The organism is Pseudomonas sp. 9.3L, from assembly GCF_058536285.1.
In genome coordinates, this window is record NZ_JBZUBK010000001.1 from 3,077,601 (window position 1) to 3,093,630 (window position 16,030).

Below are 16,030 nucleotides of genomic sequence, written 5' to 3' on the forward strand. Positions count from 1 at the left end.
CGGTTAACGCACCGCGCGCATTCTCAATTCACACTCAAACAAAAACTCGAAGGCCTCTACCTGGCGCAGGGCGTCTTGCAGGGTCGCGCCCCAGGTGTACAGGCCGTGGCCGCGAATAAGATAGCCCACGCAATCGGGGTGGTCATCGAGCCAGGGCTGCACCTGGCTGGCAATCCGCGGGATATCCTGGTCGTTCTCGAAAATAGGAACGGTGACAGGGCTTTCATGGGACGAAATGCCGCTGAACGCCTTTTGTAGCTCGTAATCCTCAAACACCAGCTGGCTACCCTCAGTGACTCGGGACAGCACGGTGGCATTGACCGAATGGGTATGCAGTACGGCGTTGATACGCGCATCACAGCGGTATAGCTGGGTGTGCAGCAAGGTCTCGGCCGAGGGACGCTTTCCGGGCTCCAGGCTGTTGCCGGCCATGTCCGTAGCGAGCAGGTCACTGGGCCCTAGCTCCCCCTTGTGCTTGCCCGACACCGTGAGCAAAGCCTCGCTGCTCGACAACCGCGCTGAATAATTACTGCTGGTTGCAGGCGACCAGCCCCGTGCGTAGAGAAACCGACCGGCGTCGATGATCTGCCGGGTAAGCGAATCGCGATCCGGGATCATACCGGCTCCTTCTCGTTGAAAACGACGATCATAACCGCTGCTGCCAGGGCTGTGAGGCTGGCCAGGCCAAAGGTACCCAATGGGCCTACCGCCTGCCAGGTATACCCTGAGTAGAGCGCGCCCAAGGCGCCCCCTATTCCCGCCAGCGCGGCATACAGCGCCTGGCCTTGGCCTTGGTAACGCAACCCGAACGTCAGGCGGATCTTCTGGATGGCCGCAGCGTGAAAGCTGCCGAAGGTGGCCGCGTGCAGCACTTGTGCAAGCACCAGCACCCAAGGGGCGCCCGCCAGCCCGCCCAGCAGCAGCCAGCGTACACTCGCCAACGCAAAGCTTGCCGCCAACAACGTATTGACTGGCCAGCGCGCCAGCAGGCGAGCCATGCCCAGGAACATCAACACTTCGGCAACCACACCCAGGGACCAGTACAGCCCGATGACCGTGGGGCTATAACCCAGTTGCGCCAAGTGAATGCTGAAGAAGGTGTAATACGGGCCATGGCTCAGCTGCATCAGCCCTACGCACCCATAAAACACCCCTATGCCTGGCCCGCGCAGGCGGCTGAGAAACCCGTCTCCCGGGGCCTGACGGCTGGTTTCTTCAGCCCCGCGCAGAGGCGCCGGCACCCACGCGCTTGCCAACAGGATACCGACCATGATGGCCACGATCGTGTAGGGGTACACCCCAAGGCCGCTGAGCTCGAACCATCGCCCGATGGCAACCACTGCTGCAATAAAACCAATCGAGCCCCACAGCCGGACCTGCCCGTAGCGCGCAGGGTGCTCGCGCAGATGCGCCAGCGTGATCACCTCGAACTGAGGCAACACGGCGTGCCAAAAGAACGCATGCAGTGCCATCACCAGCGCCAGCCAGACATAGCTTTTATTCAGAAAGATCAGCGAGAAGCTAAACAGGGTGGCCGCCGCGCCTACCCGCACGATGCGCAAGCGCTGGCCGCTGCGATCGCCTAGCCAGCCCCACAGATGAGGAGCCAGGCAGCGCATGACCATCGGGATGGCCACCAGCTCGCCAATACGCGCTGGCGCAAAGCCCAGGTAGGCGAAATACGGCGCCAGGAAGGGCGCGGTCGCGCCCAGCAAAGCGAAATAGAAGAAGTAGAACCCGGACAGCCGCCAATAAGGCACCGCCACTGCCGTCAGGCGCCCGTCACGCGTGCAGTGTAGGGCGGGCTCACGCCTGCTGGCCCAACACTGGCGTACCTACCCGCACGTCGGCATTCTGCCCACGATGGCGAAGCAGATGATCCAGCAGCACGATGGCCATCATTGCCTCCGCGATGGGCGTAGCACGGATGCCCACGCACGGGTCATGACGCCCCTTGGTGACCATGTCTACCGCTTGCCCCTGCGCATCGATCGACTGCCCAGGCGTGGTGATGCTGGAGGTCGGCTTGAGTGCCAGGTGCGCGACAATGGGCTGGCCGGACGAGATGCCGCCCAGGATGCCACCTGCGTTATTGCCCACGAACCCCTCAGGCGTAAGGGCGTCGCGGTGTTCGCTACCACGTTGGGCAATGCTGTCGAAGCCTGCACCGATCTCCACGCCCTTGACGGCGTTGATACTCATCAGCGCATGGGCCAGGTCTGCATCGAGGCGGTCGAACACCGGCTCGCCCAGCCCAGGCATTACACCGTCCGCTACCACGGTGATCTTGGCGCCGATGGAATCCTGGTCGCGACGCAGCTGGTCCATATAGGCCTCGAGCTGCGGCACCATGGCCGCATTGGGGCTGAAGAAGGCGTTGTTCTCTACCGCATCCCAACTCACGAAAGGGATCGGGATCGGGCCCAACTGGCTCATGTAGCCACGCACCTGAATACCCAGCGTGGCCAGATACTTCTTGGCAATGGCCCCGGCTGCGACCCGCATCGCGGTTTCACGGGCAGAGCTGCGACCGCCGCCCCGGTAATCGCGTATACCGTACTTGTGGTGGTAGGTGTAGTCCGCGTGGGCCGGCCGGAAAAGGTCTTTGATTGCAGAGTAGTCTTTGGACTTCTGGTCTGTGTTACGGATGAGCAGACCAATGGGCGTACCGGTCGTGGCGCCTTCGAACACGCCAGAGAGGATTTCTACCTCATCGGCCTCCTGGCGCTGCGTGGTATGGCGGCTGGTGCCCGGCCTGCGGCGGTCCAGGTCGCCTTGCAGGTCGGCCACGCTCAAGGGCAGGCCGGGGGGGCAGCCGTCTACGATGGCAAGCAACCCTGGCCCGTGGCTTTCGCCCGCGGTGGTAACGGTGAACAGCTTGCCAAAGGTATTGCCAGACATGCGAGAAGCTCCGCGAGATGAGGCTGAATGAACCAGGGGGCGCCAAGTATACGCAGGCTGGCCGGGCAGTTCACCCCTTGCAGAACCTTGCTCGGCCGCTTGAGTCCAACCCTTCCCCCCTGATGACAGCCGATGATGTTGCGTATCCTGATTTTACTTGCCGTGTTTATATCGTCCCTGGCTCACGCGGCGCCCTCCTCTATCCTCCAGCGGCCTATCGACCTTGATACTGGCAGCGGCACGCTTCACGGCAGCCTGTTATTGCCACGCGCAGGCGGCCCGGTGCCCGTCGTACTGATCATCTCGGGGTCGGGCGCCACTGACCGTGACGGCAATAACAGCGATGCGGGCCGTACCGATAGCTTGAAAAAACTCGCGTGGGCCCTGGCACGTGCCGGCATCGCCAGTGTGCGCTACGACAAGCGCGGCGTCGCCAGTGGCCTGCCCCTGGCCCCCGACGAGCGCACCCTGAGCGTGGAAGGCTATGTAGCCGACGCAACGGCCTGGGCACATCAGCTATCCGCCGATAAGCGTTTCGGCCCCCTTACGTTGCTGGGGCACAGCGAAGGGGCTCTGATCGCGACCCTGGCAGCACCTCAGACGCACGCGGTGGCCGTAGTGACGCTGGCCGGCAGCGGGCGCCCTATCGATCAGGTACTCGATGAACAGCTACGCGAGCGCTTGCCGCCCGCGCTGTATGCACGCAGCCAACAGTTGCTCGCCTCACTGCAGGCTGGGCAGGTAGACGACAATGTGCCTGACGCGCTGCAGGTAGTGTTCCGCCCTAGCGTGCAGCCCTATTTGATTTCGTTGTTCCGTCAACGCCCCGCCAAGGCGTTCGCGGCCCTGAACGTGCCCGCGCTGATCGTGCAAGGCGAACATGATATTCAAGTAGGGGTGGCCGACGCGGATGCCCTGGCGGCGGCCAACCCTCGGGCCCGCAAAGTGGTCATCCCTGGCATGAACCACGTGCTGCGCATCGTGCCCCTGGCGCTCAAGCAACAGGTTGCCTCTTACAACAACCCCGGCTTGCCCCTGGCCGCCGGGCTTGCCGAAGCCATTGCCGGGTTTATCGAAGCCAACGCTAAGCCTGCATTTTAGGTTTTGTGTAAACGGCCGATACCTCTCGTAGCTAGAGGATCGCCGATATGTACAACACCCATCCGCAACCCCCACAGCCCGAGGCACCCGCCGCGCCCATCATCGAGGTGCCGACGCTGCCGTGGGGCGACGTCGTGCCGGAACATTTTGAATTGGTGCGCCTGGCCGCGCTGCCGAACGACCGAGTAACCGGCCCTCGGCCGCTGCGTTTTGCGCAGTTCGGTTGGGCAGAGCGTCACAGCGACCAGTACAGCCTGCTACGCCTGAACATCGACCTGCCCGGCCTGCGCGTGCGCAAGGAACAGAACAGCCTGGACGTGTGGGTGGATCATCAGACACTCCGGGTGTGGAGCGAGCCGCAGACACTGAGCATCGAGCCTGCCAACCGAGGTATAGGGCGCTTTCTGCTGGCGCAGGCGATCAGTTGGGCCCGGCCTCGCTGGCCCACCTACGGGCTTGAAGCCTTGGAGCTGCCCAACCGCGATGCACTGGTGGAAGCGATCCGCTTACGCCGTGACCATGTGCTGCGTAGTCAAGGCTTTGATGTGGACTACGCCGACCCTCAACACCTGAAGGGCAGCGTCAAACCCATCACGCTCAGCGCCTTGGTGCCCAACTGGAATACCGAGAAGCTCCAACGGGTGGATACCCTTGAAAGCGCCAACCTGCTTCACCTGGCAGACAAAAGCCTGCAAGAGATGGAAGTAAAACTACGCACCCAGGACGAACGCTTGGGCAAGTACCGCCGCGAGGACGGTAGCCTGCGCTTCACCATCGCCTGCCTGATTGCCTTTGCGGTGTTCCAGGCGGGGCTGCTGATCTGGATCGCAACCCACCGCTGACCTTGCCAGGGGGCCGGTAGTTAAACCTTGGATGCGAACAGCGCTTGGTGCTCTCGGCACTGGGCCGCTGTCAGGGCAAACACACCATGGCCGCCGTGCTCGAATTCAAACCAGGTGAAGTCCACCTCGGGGTACAACGCCTCAACGTGGACCTGGCTGTTACCTACTTCAATCACCAACAAACCGTGCTCGGTCAAGTGGTCGGCGGCCTCGGCCAGCATTCGCCGCACCAGATCCAGGCCGTCCTCACCGCAGGCCAACCCCAAGGCTGGCTCGTGGTGATACTCGGCAGGCATGTCTGCGAAATCTTCGGCATCCACGTACGGCGGATTGGACACGATCAAGTCGAAGCGTTGACCCGGCAAGCCCTCGAAACCGTCACCTTGCACCGTGAACACACGGCTCTCAAGCTCGTGCCGCTCGATGTTGTGATTGGCCACCTCCAACGCATCGAAGGACAGGTCGGCCAACACCACCTCTGCATGGGCGAAGGTCGTGGCGCAAGCGATGCCAATGCAGCCTGAACCGGTGCAGAGGTCCAGGATGCGCGCCGGCGTGCTGGCCAACCAAGGCGCAAACCGGTTGCCGATCAGTTCTGCAATGGGTGAGCGCGGGATCAATACGCGTTCGTCCACCATGAACGGAAGCTCGCAAAACCAAGCCTCGCCCAGCAGGTATGCCGCGGGAATACGCTCCTTGATGCGCCGCCGCAGCATATGCTGCACATGGCTCAACTCGTCGTCTTCCAGGTTGCAATCGAGATAGGCGTCGCTGATTGCCCACGGCAAATGCAACGCGCCGACCACTAATTGCCGCGCCTCGTCCCAGGCGTTGTCGGTGCCATGACCGAAATAAAGCCCTTCGGCATGAAAGCGGCTTACCGCCCAACGGATATGGTCGCGCAGGGTGCGCAGGCGGGTGGTGATCACGGCGAGCTCCTTGAAAAATCTGGCAGTGATTCTACCCATCGCAGGCCTCAGCCTGGTCGACTTCGCATCACAGTGATTCCCATAATGGCCTTGGCAGTGGAGAATATGCAAAAGCCCTCTTCAAAGGAGCCCCTGATGCCTGATGTCAAGACGATGTTTCAACTCAGCGGTCGTGGCTACCCGCCATTTACCCTGAGCAATGCCACGCTGATCATTATCGATGCGCAAAAGGAGTACCTGAGCGGCCCCTTGGCGTTGTCGGGCATTGACGAAGCCGTCGATCACATCGCGTTACTGCTGGACGCTGCACGCAAGGCCAAGCGGCCGGTTGTGCATGTAAAACACCTGGGCATCCCCGGAGGGCTGTTCGACCCTCAGGGCGAGCGCGGCCTGTTCATCGACAAGGCAGCCCCGGCGGACGGTGAGCACATCATCGAAAAACGCATGCCCAACGCCTTCAACAACACCGGCCTGCATGAGCTGCTGCAAAGCCTTGGCCACCTGGACCTTATTGTCTGCGGCTTCATGACCCACTCCAGCATCAGCACCACCATCCGTGCTGCCAAGGATTACGGCTACCGTTGCACACTGGTCGAGGACGCCTGCGCCACCCGTGACCTCCCTTACAAGGACGGCGTGCTGAGCGCCGAACAGGTCAAGCAAGTGGGCATGGCGACCATGGCGGATAACTTTGCTGCTGTTACCCGCGCAGTCGATGTCATACCGCCTGTCGGCGAAGGCCATCACTGACGTACGATTCTCGCCCACGCCGGAACCCCCTCACGCCGAGCGCGTCGAAGGGCCGATATTTACCTGAGGAATTCTTGATGAAGCTATCCGACGACGGTTTCGACGCTCGCCGGCTTCGCCCCCGCGGTGAAAAGCGTTGGCGGATGCGGCTGGGCGCAACCTTCGCGGCATTGCTGGCCACCCTTGGGATCCTGCTGGGCATGGCAGGCGCTGCCAGCTTGCTGGGCCGCCCGCCTGCCCTCGAAGGCCTGGACACCAGCACCACCGGCGCAATCATCCAGGTGGCGTTCGGGCTGTTGTTTTTATACCTGGGGGTAGTGGTGTGGCGCCGCTGCCGTCGCCGTATGCGCCGTACGCAAGACCTGAACCTTGCGCCGCACTTGATGAAAAGGCACGACTGACTGGCGTAGACTGGCTTCCTGTCAGGAGGCAACGATGCAAGACGATGATATTTCCCTGTTTCAGTCGCAGATGCAGGGCGTGAAGCCTATCCGGCATGACCGTGCAGACACCGGCAAGCCGCGTGCCGACCGTCAGCGCCTGCAAGCCCTGCGCCATGCGGCCACCGTGCGACAGGGGGTTACGGTCGTTGACGGGTTGAGTGATCAGTTCGTGATCGATGTAGGGCCCGAGGACGCCATCGCCTGGGCGCGTGACGGCGTGCAGGAAACCCAGACTCGCAAGCTCAAGCTTGGCCAGATCCCCTTCGAGGGCAGCCTGGACTTGCACGGCATGGCGGTCGAAAAGGCACGTGAAATCCTGTGGGAATTTCTGGCTGAAGCCACTCGCCTGGAAATTCGCTGCGTACGGGTGACCCATGGCAAAGCATCGCGCCTTGACGGCAAGCGCCCCATGATCAAAAGCCACGTGAACACCTGGTTGCGCCAACACCCTCACGTGCTGGGCTTTGCGTCGTGCCAGGCTCGGCATGGCGGCACGGGGGCGGTGTATGTGATGTTGCGCCGGACCATGCTCGAAGGCCGCGACGAGTAACCGCAGGCAGCATGAACCCTCACACTTGCGGCGCCCTCTTGAGGGCCTTACCCTACGCGCCTGCTTAATACCCCCTTACAGGTAACTCCATGTCCCTGGAACAGCAATACAGCGCCATTCTTGGCCAGATTGGCGAGGACGTCTCGCGCGAAGGTTTGCTCGACACGCCCAAGCGGGCGGCAAAAGCCATGCAGTACCTTTGCAAAGGCTATGCGCAAACCCTCGAAGAAGTCACCAACGGCGCGTTGTTCAGCTCGGACAACAGCGAAATGGTCCTGGTGAAGGACATTGAGCTGTACTCCCTGTGCGAGCACCACATGCTGCCGTTCATTGGGAAGGTGCACGTGGCCTACCTGCCTAATGGCAAGGTACTCGGCCTGTCCAAAGTGGCGCGCATCGTGGACATGTACGCCCGCCGCCTGCAGATCCAGGAAAACCTGAGCCGGCAGATTGCCGATGCCATCCTTCAGGTAACCGGCGCTCACGGCGTAGCCGTGGTAGTAGAGGCCAAGCACATGTGCATGATGATGCGTGGCGTAGAGAAGCAGAACTCCTCCATGGTCACCTCAGTGATGCTGGGCACGTTCCGCAGCAACGCCGCTACCCGCAGCGAGTTCTTGAGCCTGATCAAGGGCTGAAGGCGGTTTGCGCCTGGGCCGCTTCGCCAGCTACGCCTAGCGGCTGCGCTAGCTCCTACGAGGGGTTGGCTACCTCTTCTGCCTTCGCAACACTGTATCGCCCATTGCGCCACTGGCTGTACCGCCCCGCTAACCTGCCCCGGCGTTACCCTGCGTATACTCCACGCAAGGATCGCCCACATGCTTACCACCCTTACTTCGCGGCCCCGTTTACTGACCGATACCTCGCCCTCAGCCGTGGCGGCCGGTTTCGTCGGAATGGTAACGGCCTATACCAGCTCACTGATCCTTATCTACCAGGCGGGTCAAGCCGCAGGCCTTGATACCGGGCAGGTCGCCTCCTGGATCTGGGCCTTATCGATGAGCATGGCGGTGTGCAGCATCGGCCTGTCGTTACGCTACCGCACGCCTATCACCGTGGCGTGGTCAACGCCCGGCGCAGCGCTGCTGATTACCAGCCTGGGTGGCGTGACCTACCCTGAAGCCATTGGTGCCTACCTGACTTGCGCGGCATTGGTTGCCCTGTGCGGTATCACGGGCTCATTCGAGCGGCTGGTGCGGCGCCTGCCCGCCTCTCTGGCCTCCGCCTTATTGGCTGGCATTTTATTTCGCATCGGCAGCGAGATCTTTATTGCCGCTCAGCACCAGACAGCGCTAGTGCTGAGCATGTTCTTCACCTACCTGTTCGCTAAACGCCTGGTGCCCCGCTATGCCGTGTTGGTAACGCTGCTGGTAGGTGTGGCGGTGGCCGCAGCGTTAGGCTTGTTGAATTTCAGTGGCGTACACCTGCAAGTGGCCGTGCCAGTGTGGACCATGCCTGCGTTTTCGTTCGCAGCCACCGTGAGCATTGCCATTCCATTACTGGTGGTGTGCATGACGTCCCAAAACATGCCCGGCATCGCTGTGCTGCGAGCCGATGGCTACCAGGTGCCTGCTTCACCCCTGATTACCGTCACGGGCATCGCTTCGATGTTGATTGCCCCATTCGGTGCTCACGGGGTTAACCTGGCGGCTATCAGTGCGGCTATCTGCACCGGCCCACAAGCACACGAAGACCCTAGCAAACGTTACACGGCGGCGGTGTGGTGCGGGCTGTTCTTTGCAATCGCCGGTACGTTTGGCGCAACCCTGGCCGCGCTATTTGCTGCGTTCCCGCATGAGTTGGTGCTGTCTATCGCGGCGCTCGCCTTGTTCGGCTCTATCATCAACGGGCTTACCCAGGCCATGGCGCAGCCACAAGAGCGTGAAGCGGCCTTGGTTACCTTCATGGTCACCGCCTCTGGCATGACCTTGCTGTCCATTGGCTCGGCCTTCTGGGGAATCGTGGCAGGCGTGCTTACGCTACTGATCCTTAACGCACGGCGCTTTTGAAGGGGGCGATCTGGAGAGCGTGGTCGCTTACCCCTTGAGGGTTGCTACCACCTGCGCCAATACCTCGGCCGGGTCTACGGCCTGGCTGATAGGCCGGCCGATGACCAGGTAATCGGAGCCTGCCTCCATTGCCTGGCGCGGGGTAAGTATCCGACGCTGGTCATCCTGCACGCTGCCAGCGGGGCGAATCCCAGGCGTCACCAACTGCAGGCCAGGGTACGCAGCCTTGAGCGCGGGGGCCTCCAGCGCCGAGCACACCAAACCGTCCATGCCTGCCCGCTGTGCCAAGCCTGCCAGCCGCAGGACGTGCTCTTGAGGGTCGACGTCCAGGCCGATATCGGCCAAGTCTTCACGCTCCATGCTGGTGAGCACGGTAACGCCGATCAGCAAGGGCGTATGCCCGCCCTTCTGCTCCAGCACCTCACGGCACGCGCTCATCATGCGCAGGCCACCGGAACAATGCACGTTGACCATCCACACGCCCATGTCTGCCGCAGCCTTGACCGCCATCGCCGTGGTATTGGGAATGTCATGGAATTTAAGGTCCAGAAAAACTTCGAAGCCACGGTCGTTGAGCGCTTGAACGATACCCGCCGCACTGCTGGTGAACAGTTCCTTGCCGACCTTCACCCGGCATAAGCGAGGGTCCAGGCGATCGGCAAGCGCCAAGGCGGCCTCACGGGAGGAAAAATCTAGGGCAACAATGACAGGTGACTGGCAAACAGGCATAAAGACTCTCAACGGCTGGTGTGAAACGGCGCGCATTGTAGCGGATTTGCCCTGCTTTAAAACGGCTTTTGGATGTTACGCATGCTGTTGAAGCGCCGTACTTGAACCATTACGAAGCGGCGTTACTCGAACCCGAAAAGGAGATGAATATGCCCTGGTACGCGTGGTTGATCCTGTTAGTAGCCCTTGGCTCCATTGTAGGGGGCTTGATGATGCTCAAGCAGAGCGCCCAAAAGCTGCCGTTGACCGACGACCAACTCAAGCGAGTGCACGAACGGAACGCAGAAATGGACGCCAAAGACGCCCGAGACAAGTAGCGGCAGCCCATTTGCATAGAAATGAGGTTATCCCGTGAAAACCTTGATGGGCCTGTGCATAACCTGGGGGAATGTACCGCTAAGCCCCGGCGCCTATGGCCCAAAAAGCACTGTACAAAAAACGTACAATTAGAACCGCCCGCTATGGCGCTTCTGCCATACGGGCGGTATTGGAGCTAGTTCACAGCCAAGCGGCTACGGTTGCGGTCCAACAGCGCTTTGCCAATACCCTCCACTTCCAATAGCTCGTCCACCGAAGCAAAGGTACCGTTCTGCTCGCGGAACTCGACAATCGCTTTTGCCTTGGCAGCCCCGATGCCCGCCAGCTCTTTTTGCAGGGTGGCTGCGTCGGCGGTATTGAGGTTGACCGGCGCTTGCATCATTGCCATGCCGCTATCAGCAGCGGCAGCGCCCTGCATCATTTCTTTGTCGGGCTGTGGCATGGCGTCCTTCATGGCCGCCTGTGCGCCGAGAGGCATCAGCGCCAGCAAAGAGATAAGTGCAGATGAAAGAAGGGTCTTGCGCATGGAATGCTCCTTGACAGGTTGCACGGCACGTCGTGAGCCGTGCACCTACCTTAACGGAGCGAGGCGGTAATACCAGCGCGCAGGTGTTAGCGGAGTTGTCAGGCTTCAGGGAGGATTTCAATCCAAAGCGCACCATCGCCCGAGGCCGCCTCACTGACCCGACTCAAGGCGCCAGCTTTCTGAATGTCATAGACGCCGACCACCTTGCTTGCTTCGCCGCATGCGATCAACCAGCGGCCATTGGGCGCCAGGGCGATATTGCGAGGCTGCTTTTCTTCCAGCGGGTAGTTGCCCTGGTAGCTCAGTTGCCCACCCGAGGATACGCGAAGCGCGCTGACCGAGCTGGTGGTGCGCTCCGTGATAAACAGCATGTCTCCGGCCGGTGCCAGGCGAATATCGGCGCACCACACCCGAGGGGTAGGGTCACCGCTCAAATTGTCGTTACGGCTGTCTCGTACCTGCCCTTCGCGTAGCCCAAGGGATGCCGGTATGCCCTCTTCCGTTTGAACATGGCTCAGGGCGCCTGTCTCAGGGTGGATGGCGAACGACATCACCGTACCGCTCATTTCGCTGAGTACGAACACGTGCTGACCATCACTGGAGAACGCCAAGTGACGGGGCCCGGTATTGTCCGGCACGGCGATAAAGCCTTCTTCGATAGGCTGTAACGCCTGCGTCTGCGCATCCAGAGCGAACTGCAGGATACGGTCCGCCCCCAGCACACAGGCGTACACAAATCGATTACTGGGCTCTGGCCGAATGGAGTGCGCATGCAGCCCACTGGGATAGGTGCGAATGGTCTCCTGCACTTGCAGCTCGTCATTGATGGGCTGCAGTGTGACCACATCCTCGCCATAAGAGGCGCCGAACAGGAACTCACCCTCCCGGTCGACGGACAGGTACGACATGCCTGCACCCAACGGCGCTTCTGCGCGTTTTCCAAGCTTTCCACTGTTGGCATCGATGCTGAAGCTGGCCACTTGGGGAGGCTGCCCACGCAGGGCGGCGTACAGCGTGCTGCCGTCAGGCGACAGTGCCATGGCGTTCACCTTGGGGCCCGCCGCTACCTGCTCCACCAACGTGAGTTCGCCCGTGGCGTCGTTAAGGTGATAGTGCGACACCAGCCCGTCATTGGGGCTGGAAATGTAGGCATAGCTCATGGCATTCCCTCGGCAGGCTAACAATCAGGTTGTCATCCTATGACCGCGTGCGCATCGACTCAACCTTTGCAACACATCGCCAGTGCATAAAGGGTGACAGTCGGCGCACCTCTTAAGCATGGGCTGTCTACAGTAAGACGTAAGGGACGAACACTCCCAGGCCAACCCGACGCTGGTGAAAGACGGAGACCGCCATGAACAACAATATCTACCTGCTGATCGAGCACGGCCGTGAATACGGCGAAGCCTACGTGCTGGGCTGGTTCGACAACGAGGCCACAGCAAGAGAGGCCGCGCTCAAGCTGGAATGGGAAGCCTACCGCGCCGAGTTGCGGCGGCCTTCCGGGTGGCTTCACGAAAAACCCGTACCGCCTGGCGAGGCGGAGTACAAGCGGTATTGGGTCAAGGCGTTGGAGCGGTTTGAGTACGCGGCGATGAGCGAGGGGGAGCGGGTGCATTAAGCCTGGAACCAGGCAGCCGTGCCCCCCTAAGGCTTTTTTAGGTTTACAGATCACGGCGCTGCTGAAGGTGCTTCCAGTCGACGATGTCAGAGCTAGGTGTATAGCCGCTCACCAGTTCACGTAACACGTACCGCACCCGCACGTAGTCGTCTGCGGCTATTGCATCCAATAACGCTTGCAGCCCACATTTGAGTTCTTCCCAAGGGAGCAAGTCTTCCTGGGCGCTCATGATCATCGGGTGACCCGTGGTCGCGATGTTGTCCCCAATCAAAAGCTCCTCGTACAGTTTTTCTCCAGGTCGCAAACCGGTGAACTCAATAGCGATATCGCCTTGGGGATTGTGCTCCGAGCGCACCGAAAGGCCAGAGAGGCGCACCATTTTTTCCGCCAGATCGGTGATCCGAACCGGCTCACCCATATCCAGCACGAATACATCGCCGCCCTGCCCCATGGAACCAGCCTGAATTACTAACTGAGCCGCTTCAGGAATGGTCATGAAGTAACGGGTGACACTGGGGTGCGTAACCGTCAACGGCCCGCCTAGGCGTATCTGCTTATGGAACAGCGGAATCACCGAACCAGAAGAGCCCAGCACGTTCCCGAAGCGCACCATGGTGAATCGGGTACGGTTTACGTGGGCTACCCGCGCCGAATCTTGAAAGAGCACAGGCGCCACTTCACGGCTTAACGCCTGAAGCAGCATTTCGGACAAACGCTTCGTACTGCCCATGACATTGGTAGGCCGTACCGCTTTATCGGTGGACACTAGCACGAAGTTCGCCACATGACTGCGGATTGCTGCCTGTGCGGTATGGAGCGTGCCTATGACGTTGTTCATGACGCCTTCAGCAATGTTGTGCTCCACAATGGGCACGTGTTTGTAAGCAGCCGCATGATAAACCGTATTGATTTTCCAGGTATTCAACACATCGAACAGCTTGTCTGGATTACGTACCGAACCAAGGATTGGAAGCACCTGGGTTTGGATGCCGATTCGCTCCATCAAGGCGGTCAGCTCTTGATGAATAGCATAGAGGTTGTATTCACAATGCTCGAACAGCACCAGTACTTTAGGTTTGAGTACCAGGATTTGCCGACACAGCTCCGAACCGATTGAGCCGCCAGCGCCCGTCACCAAGACGTTCTGGTCCAAAATACAGTGGCACAACAGATCGGGCTGCGCGGGCACCGCGTCTCGTCCGAGTAAATCTGCGATGTCGACCTCTTGCAGGTCCTGAACACTGCCCTTACCCGAGGTGAGGTCAGAAAAGTTAGGCACGCTGCGCACATGCAGAGGGAATCCTTCCAACAGCTCCAAGATTTCTCGGCGACGGGAGCGGCTGACTGAAGGAAGTGCCAACAGGATTTCCGTGGCCCCGGTTTCGCGAAGCATCTGTTCCAAGTGCTTGGGTTTGTAAACCGCCAGGCCGGAAATCACCCTATTGGCAATACTTGAGTCATCGTCTACAAACGCAACGGGGCGCATGCGCTGGCCTAAACGCAGAGCGGCGACCAGTTGGTTGCCTGCGACACCTGCGCCATAGACTGCGACACGGGTTAAACCCTCCTCACGGCGCATTAAGGGCATGCCTTGCAAACCTGTAAACCAGTCCCCATGGAAAAACTGCCGCATGGCAAGGCGTAAGCCGCCAATGAGGACAAGGCTGAGCCACCAGTAATTGAAAATAATGGAGCGTGGAACAAGCACCTTATGGTCACTGTACCAGTAGACGAGCAGAGCCAGGACTAGCGAAGACAACGTGACGGCTTTGGCGATGGCAGATAAGGCGTCATTGCCAAAATAACGCATTACGGCGCGATACATGCCGATGCGAATAAAGACCGGGATTGAAATAATCGGAGCGGCGATGAAAAGCCAGGCATGGCGAACCAGAGGGTTACCAGCCTCCTCTATTCCGAGGCGCACTACGAATGCAAGGTAGAGGGACAACCACACCAGCAACACGTCCGCAACAACCTGCAGCAGACGCTTTTGCCTGCGGGGAAGACTAATGAGCCTTGACCGGAGCGCATTTATCATCACACGCCTAAACACCTGTGCATTTAAGTACCAGCAGTAATGGCCTGAAACAGAACAATTTACAGCAAAAGCCTTGACCGTAAGTTTTTTTCTCCACGAGCATTCTGCCATCCAGGGAATATCATAAGGCCATCTATCGTGGATCGAGCCAACAGCCTGTAAACTTCGACGCTTGTCCCATTGGGCAATCTAGCAGCAGAATTGTAAAAATTTGCACAGATCAGTGGGAATCAACGCCGGATGACGCTTGACAATCAAAATTCGAATGTGTTTGCCGAGCAACCGCGTGTAGCCATCCTTATGTGCACCTATAATGGCGCGACCTTTTTAAGCCAGCAGATCCAATCCATTGTTGCTCAGACCTACGAAAACTGGATATTAATCGTCTCTGACGACGGCTCCACAGATGCTACCTTGAGCGTCCTCGAAGAACAGGCCGCCATACTTGGTGATCGGCTTAAGGTTTTCAGCGGCCCCGGTCAAGGGTTCGCCGCAAATTTCATGTCGTTGGTGGCCCAGCCAGAGATCCAGGGAGAGTACTTCGCGTTTGCAGACCAAGACGATATTTGGCACGCAAACAAACTATGTAGAGCTGTCGAGAGGCTCGAAGGCTTCAAGGCTTACGGCGAACCGGCGGTGTACTGCGGAAGGTGTCGGCTGGTCGATCACGCGGGTACGTATCTAGGCCTCTCTCCACTCTTTACGCAGGCGCCCTCCTTCAGAAATGCGCTAGTGCAAAGCCTGGCTGGCGCAAACACAATGTTACTCAATAGCGCAGCCAGAACACTCTTGATGAAGCTACCAACGGATGCCCAGGTCGTGGCGCACGATTGGTTAGCGTACCTGCTAGTTACAGCATACGGCGGCCGAGTCGTTTATGATCCGGAACCCACCCTGGACTATCGGCAGCATGAAGCCAATGTCATCGGCGGCAATACTGGGATTTGGGCACGCTCGAAGCGCATAGGCATGCTGCTCAAAGGGAGTTATAGCCGGTGGACCCAAGCCAATTTGTCCATCCTAGACTGCCTTCAGCCCCCTTTAGGGCAGCAAAACACCATCGCGCTTCACTGGTTTAAACGCTGCCATAGGGCAAGCGGGTTTAAAGGTTTATGGGCTCTATACCAATCAGGCGTGTATCGACAGACTCCATTAGGGCAATGCAGCTTGTTAGTAGCAGCCTTTTTAGGGAAGATCTGACACCACGGCAGGGCGAACATGGCTCAAAGCCATCATCCAAGGGAATCTAGCATTTTGATTTCGCGTTACA

The 16,030-nt window shown here is 59.7% G+C and carries 18 protein-coding genes; 10 read left to right on the forward strand and 8 right to left on the reverse strand.

The features are described from left to right. Nucleotides 1-3: 3 nt before the first annotated feature. The 3 genes from AC4LE2_RS14120 to aroC are packed head-to-tail and all read right to left on the reverse strand — an operon-like array spanning nt 4 to nt 2,901. Nucleotides 4-618: a methylthioribulose 1-phosphate dehydratase gene (locus tag AC4LE2_RS14120; RefSeq protein ID WP_491826358.1), complete on the reverse strand. Its 615-nt coding sequence runs from the start codon at nt 616-618 to the stop codon at nt 4-6. Beyond that, nucleotides 615-1,775 (reverse strand): MFS transporter, encoded by a 1,161-nt coding sequence (locus AC4LE2_RS14125; protein ID WP_491828138.1) that lies wholly within the window; start codon nt 1,773-1,775, stop codon nt 615-617. The genes AC4LE2_RS14120 and AC4LE2_RS14125 overlap by 4 nt, the downstream gene beginning before the upstream one ends. Before the next feature lie 31 nt (nt 1,776-1,806). Beyond that, nucleotides 1,807-2,901 carry a chorismate synthase gene (gene aroC / locus AC4LE2_RS14130; RefSeq protein ID WP_491826359.1) on the reverse strand — a complete coding sequence of 365 codons (1,095 nt, stop codon included), beginning with the start codon at nt 2,899-2,901 and terminating at the stop codon, nt 1,807-1,809. Nucleotides 2,902-3,033: 132 nt separating this feature from the next. On the opposite strand from aroC, the gene AC4LE2_RS14135 reads away from it, so the two are divergent. Beyond that, nucleotides 3,034-4,002: an alpha/beta hydrolase gene (locus AC4LE2_RS14135; protein ID WP_491826360.1), complete on the forward strand. Its 969-nt coding sequence runs from the start codon at nt 3,034-3,036 to the stop codon at nt 4,000-4,002. A 47-nt stretch (nt 4,003-4,049) separates the two neighbouring features. Further along, on the forward strand, nt 4,050-4,844 hold the full coding sequence (locus AC4LE2_RS14140; protein WP_491826361.1) for a hypothetical protein: 795 nt from the start codon (nt 4,050-4,052) through the stop codon (nt 4,842-4,844). A 20-nt stretch (nt 4,845-4,864) separates the two neighbouring features. On the opposite strand, the gene prmB is transcribed toward AC4LE2_RS14140, so the two are convergent. Beyond that, nucleotides 4,865-5,812: a 50S ribosomal protein L3 N(5)-glutamine methyltransferase gene (prmB, locus tag AC4LE2_RS14145; RefSeq protein WP_491826362.1), complete on the reverse strand. Its 948-nt coding sequence runs from the start codon at nt 5,810-5,812 to the stop codon at nt 4,865-4,867. 96 nt (nt 5,813-5,908) lie between these two features. On the opposite strand from prmB, the gene AC4LE2_RS14150 reads away from it, so the two are divergent. From AC4LE2_RS14150 to AC4LE2_RS14170, 5 genes are all read left to right on the forward strand, one after another. Then, entirely contained in the window at nt 5,909-6,523 is a 615-nt protein-coding gene (locus AC4LE2_RS14150; protein ID WP_491826363.1) for a cysteine hydrolase family protein, read from the forward strand. 77 nt (nt 6,524-6,600) lie between these two features. Further along, nucleotides 6,601-6,924, forward strand: a complete 324-nt coding sequence (locus AC4LE2_RS14155; RefSeq protein WP_491826364.1) for a hypothetical protein — start codon at nt 6,601-6,603, stop codon at nt 6,922-6,924. A 34-nt stretch (nt 6,925-6,958) separates the two neighbouring features. Further along, complete coding sequence (locus tag AC4LE2_RS14160; protein ID WP_491826365.1) at nt 6,959-7,516, forward strand: Smr/MutS family protein; 558 nt, start codon at nt 6,959-6,961, stop codon at nt 7,514-7,516. Between the two features lie 89 nt (nt 7,517-7,605). Further along, entirely contained in the window at nt 7,606-8,154 is a 549-nt protein-coding gene (gene folE, locus AC4LE2_RS14165) for a GTP cyclohydrolase I FolE (protein WP_491826366.1), read from the forward strand. Between the two features lie 180 nt (nt 8,155-8,334). After that, entirely contained in the window at nt 8,335-9,525 is a 1,191-nt protein-coding gene (locus tag AC4LE2_RS14170; protein WP_491826367.1) for a benzoate/H(+) symporter BenE family transporter, read from the forward strand. Between the two features lie 27 nt (nt 9,526-9,552). Here the strand turns inward: AC4LE2_RS14170 and pyrF are convergent, their stop codons facing one another. Then, the gene (gene pyrF, locus AC4LE2_RS14175; RefSeq protein WP_491826368.1) at nt 9,553-10,254 is read right to left on the reverse strand and encodes an orotidine-5'-phosphate decarboxylase; all 702 of its coding nucleotides are present in this window, start codon (nt 10,252-10,254) and stop codon (nt 9,553-9,555) included. A 149-nt stretch (nt 10,255-10,403) separates the two neighbouring features. On the opposite strand from pyrF, the gene AC4LE2_RS14180 reads away from it, so the two are divergent. Next, a complete protein-coding gene (locus AC4LE2_RS14180) occupies nt 10,404-10,571 on the forward strand; it encodes a DUF2897 family protein (protein WP_491826369.1) in 168 nt (55 codons plus the stop codon). Nucleotides 10,572-10,747: 176 nt separating this feature from the next. On the opposite strand, the gene AC4LE2_RS14185 is transcribed toward AC4LE2_RS14180, so the two are convergent. Continuing rightward, nucleotides 10,748-11,098, reverse strand: a complete 351-nt coding sequence (locus AC4LE2_RS14185) for a ComEA family DNA-binding protein (protein WP_491826370.1) — start codon at nt 11,096-11,098, stop codon at nt 10,748-10,750. 98 nt (nt 11,099-11,196) lie between these two features. Beyond that, complete coding sequence (locus AC4LE2_RS14190; protein ID WP_491826371.1) at nt 11,197-12,258, reverse strand: lactonase family protein; 1,062 nt, start codon at nt 12,256-12,258, stop codon at nt 11,197-11,199. A 194-nt stretch (nt 12,259-12,452) separates the two neighbouring features. On the opposite strand from AC4LE2_RS14190, the gene AC4LE2_RS14195 reads away from it, so the two are divergent. Then, complete coding sequence (locus AC4LE2_RS14195) at nt 12,453-12,719, forward strand: hypothetical protein (protein WP_491826372.1); 267 nt, start codon at nt 12,453-12,455, stop codon at nt 12,717-12,719. 43 nt (nt 12,720-12,762) lie between these two features. Here AC4LE2_RS14195 and AC4LE2_RS14200 read toward each other — a convergent pair whose 3' ends face one another. Further along, nucleotides 12,763-14,760, reverse strand: a complete 1,998-nt coding sequence (locus tag AC4LE2_RS14200; RefSeq protein WP_491828139.1) for a polysaccharide biosynthesis protein — start codon at nt 14,758-14,760, stop codon at nt 12,763-12,765. A 240-nt stretch (nt 14,761-15,000) separates the two neighbouring features. On the opposite strand from AC4LE2_RS14200, the gene AC4LE2_RS14205 reads away from it, so the two are divergent. Then, on the forward strand, nt 15,001-15,960 hold the full coding sequence (locus AC4LE2_RS14205) for a glycosyltransferase family 2 protein (protein ID WP_491826373.1): 960 nt from the start codon (nt 15,001-15,003) through the stop codon (nt 15,958-15,960). Nucleotides 15,961-16,030: the final 70 nt, after the last annotated feature.

Excerpts from the sequence above, each read along its gene's own strand:
- AC4LE2_RS14120 (WP_491826358.1), bottom strand. The coding sequence starts at position 618 with ATGATCCCGGATCGCGATTCGCTTACCCGGCAGATCATCGACGCCGGT.
- aroC (WP_491826359.1), bottom strand. The coding sequence starts at position 2,901 with ATGTCTGGCAATACCTTTGGCAAGCTGTTCACCGTTACCACCGCGGGC.
- AC4LE2_RS14135 (WP_491826360.1), top strand. The coding sequence starts at position 3,034 with ATGATGTTGCGTATCCTGATTTTACTTGCCGTGTTTATATCGTCCCTG.
- AC4LE2_RS14140 (WP_491826361.1), top strand. The coding sequence starts at position 4,050 with ATGTACAACACCCATCCGCAACCCCCACAGCCCGAGGCACCCGCCGCG.
- prmB (WP_491826362.1), bottom strand. The coding sequence starts at position 5,812 with ATGGGTAGAATCACTGCCAGATTTTTCAAGGAGCTCGCCGTGATCACC.
- AC4LE2_RS14150 (WP_491826363.1), top strand. The coding sequence starts at position 5,909 with ATGCCTGATGTCAAGACGATGTTTCAACTCAGCGGTCGTGGCTACCCG.
- AC4LE2_RS14155 (WP_491826364.1), top strand. The coding sequence starts at position 6,601 with ATGAAGCTATCCGACGACGGTTTCGACGCTCGCCGGCTTCGCCCCCGC.
- AC4LE2_RS14160 (WP_491826365.1), top strand. The coding sequence starts at position 6,959 with ATGCAAGACGATGATATTTCCCTGTTTCAGTCGCAGATGCAGGGCGTG.
- folE (WP_491826366.1), top strand. The coding sequence starts at position 7,606 with ATGTCCCTGGAACAGCAATACAGCGCCATTCTTGGCCAGATTGGCGAG.
- AC4LE2_RS14170 (WP_491826367.1), top strand. The coding sequence starts at position 8,335 with ATGCTTACCACCCTTACTTCGCGGCCCCGTTTACTGACCGATACCTCG.
- pyrF (WP_491826368.1), bottom strand. The coding sequence starts at position 10,254 with ATGCCTGTTTGCCAGTCACCTGTCATTGTTGCCCTAGATTTTTCCTCC.
- AC4LE2_RS14180 (WP_491826369.1), top strand. The coding sequence starts at position 10,404 with ATGCCCTGGTACGCGTGGTTGATCCTGTTAGTAGCCCTTGGCTCCATT.
- AC4LE2_RS14185 (WP_491826370.1), bottom strand. The coding sequence starts at position 11,098 with ATGCGCAAGACCCTTCTTTCATCTGCACTTATCTCTTTGCTGGCGCTG.
- AC4LE2_RS14190 (WP_491826371.1), bottom strand. The coding sequence starts at position 12,258 with ATGAGCTATGCCTACATTTCCAGCCCCAATGACGGGCTGGTGTCGCAC.
- AC4LE2_RS14195 (WP_491826372.1), top strand. The coding sequence starts at position 12,453 with ATGAACAACAATATCTACCTGCTGATCGAGCACGGCCGTGAATACGGC.
- AC4LE2_RS14200 (WP_491828139.1), bottom strand. The coding sequence starts at position 14,760 with ATGATAAATGCGCTCCGGTCAAGGCTCATTAGTCTTCCCCGCAGGCAA.
- AC4LE2_RS14205 (WP_491826373.1), top strand. The coding sequence starts at position 15,001 with ATGACGCTTGACAATCAAAATTCGAATGTGTTTGCCGAGCAACCGCGT.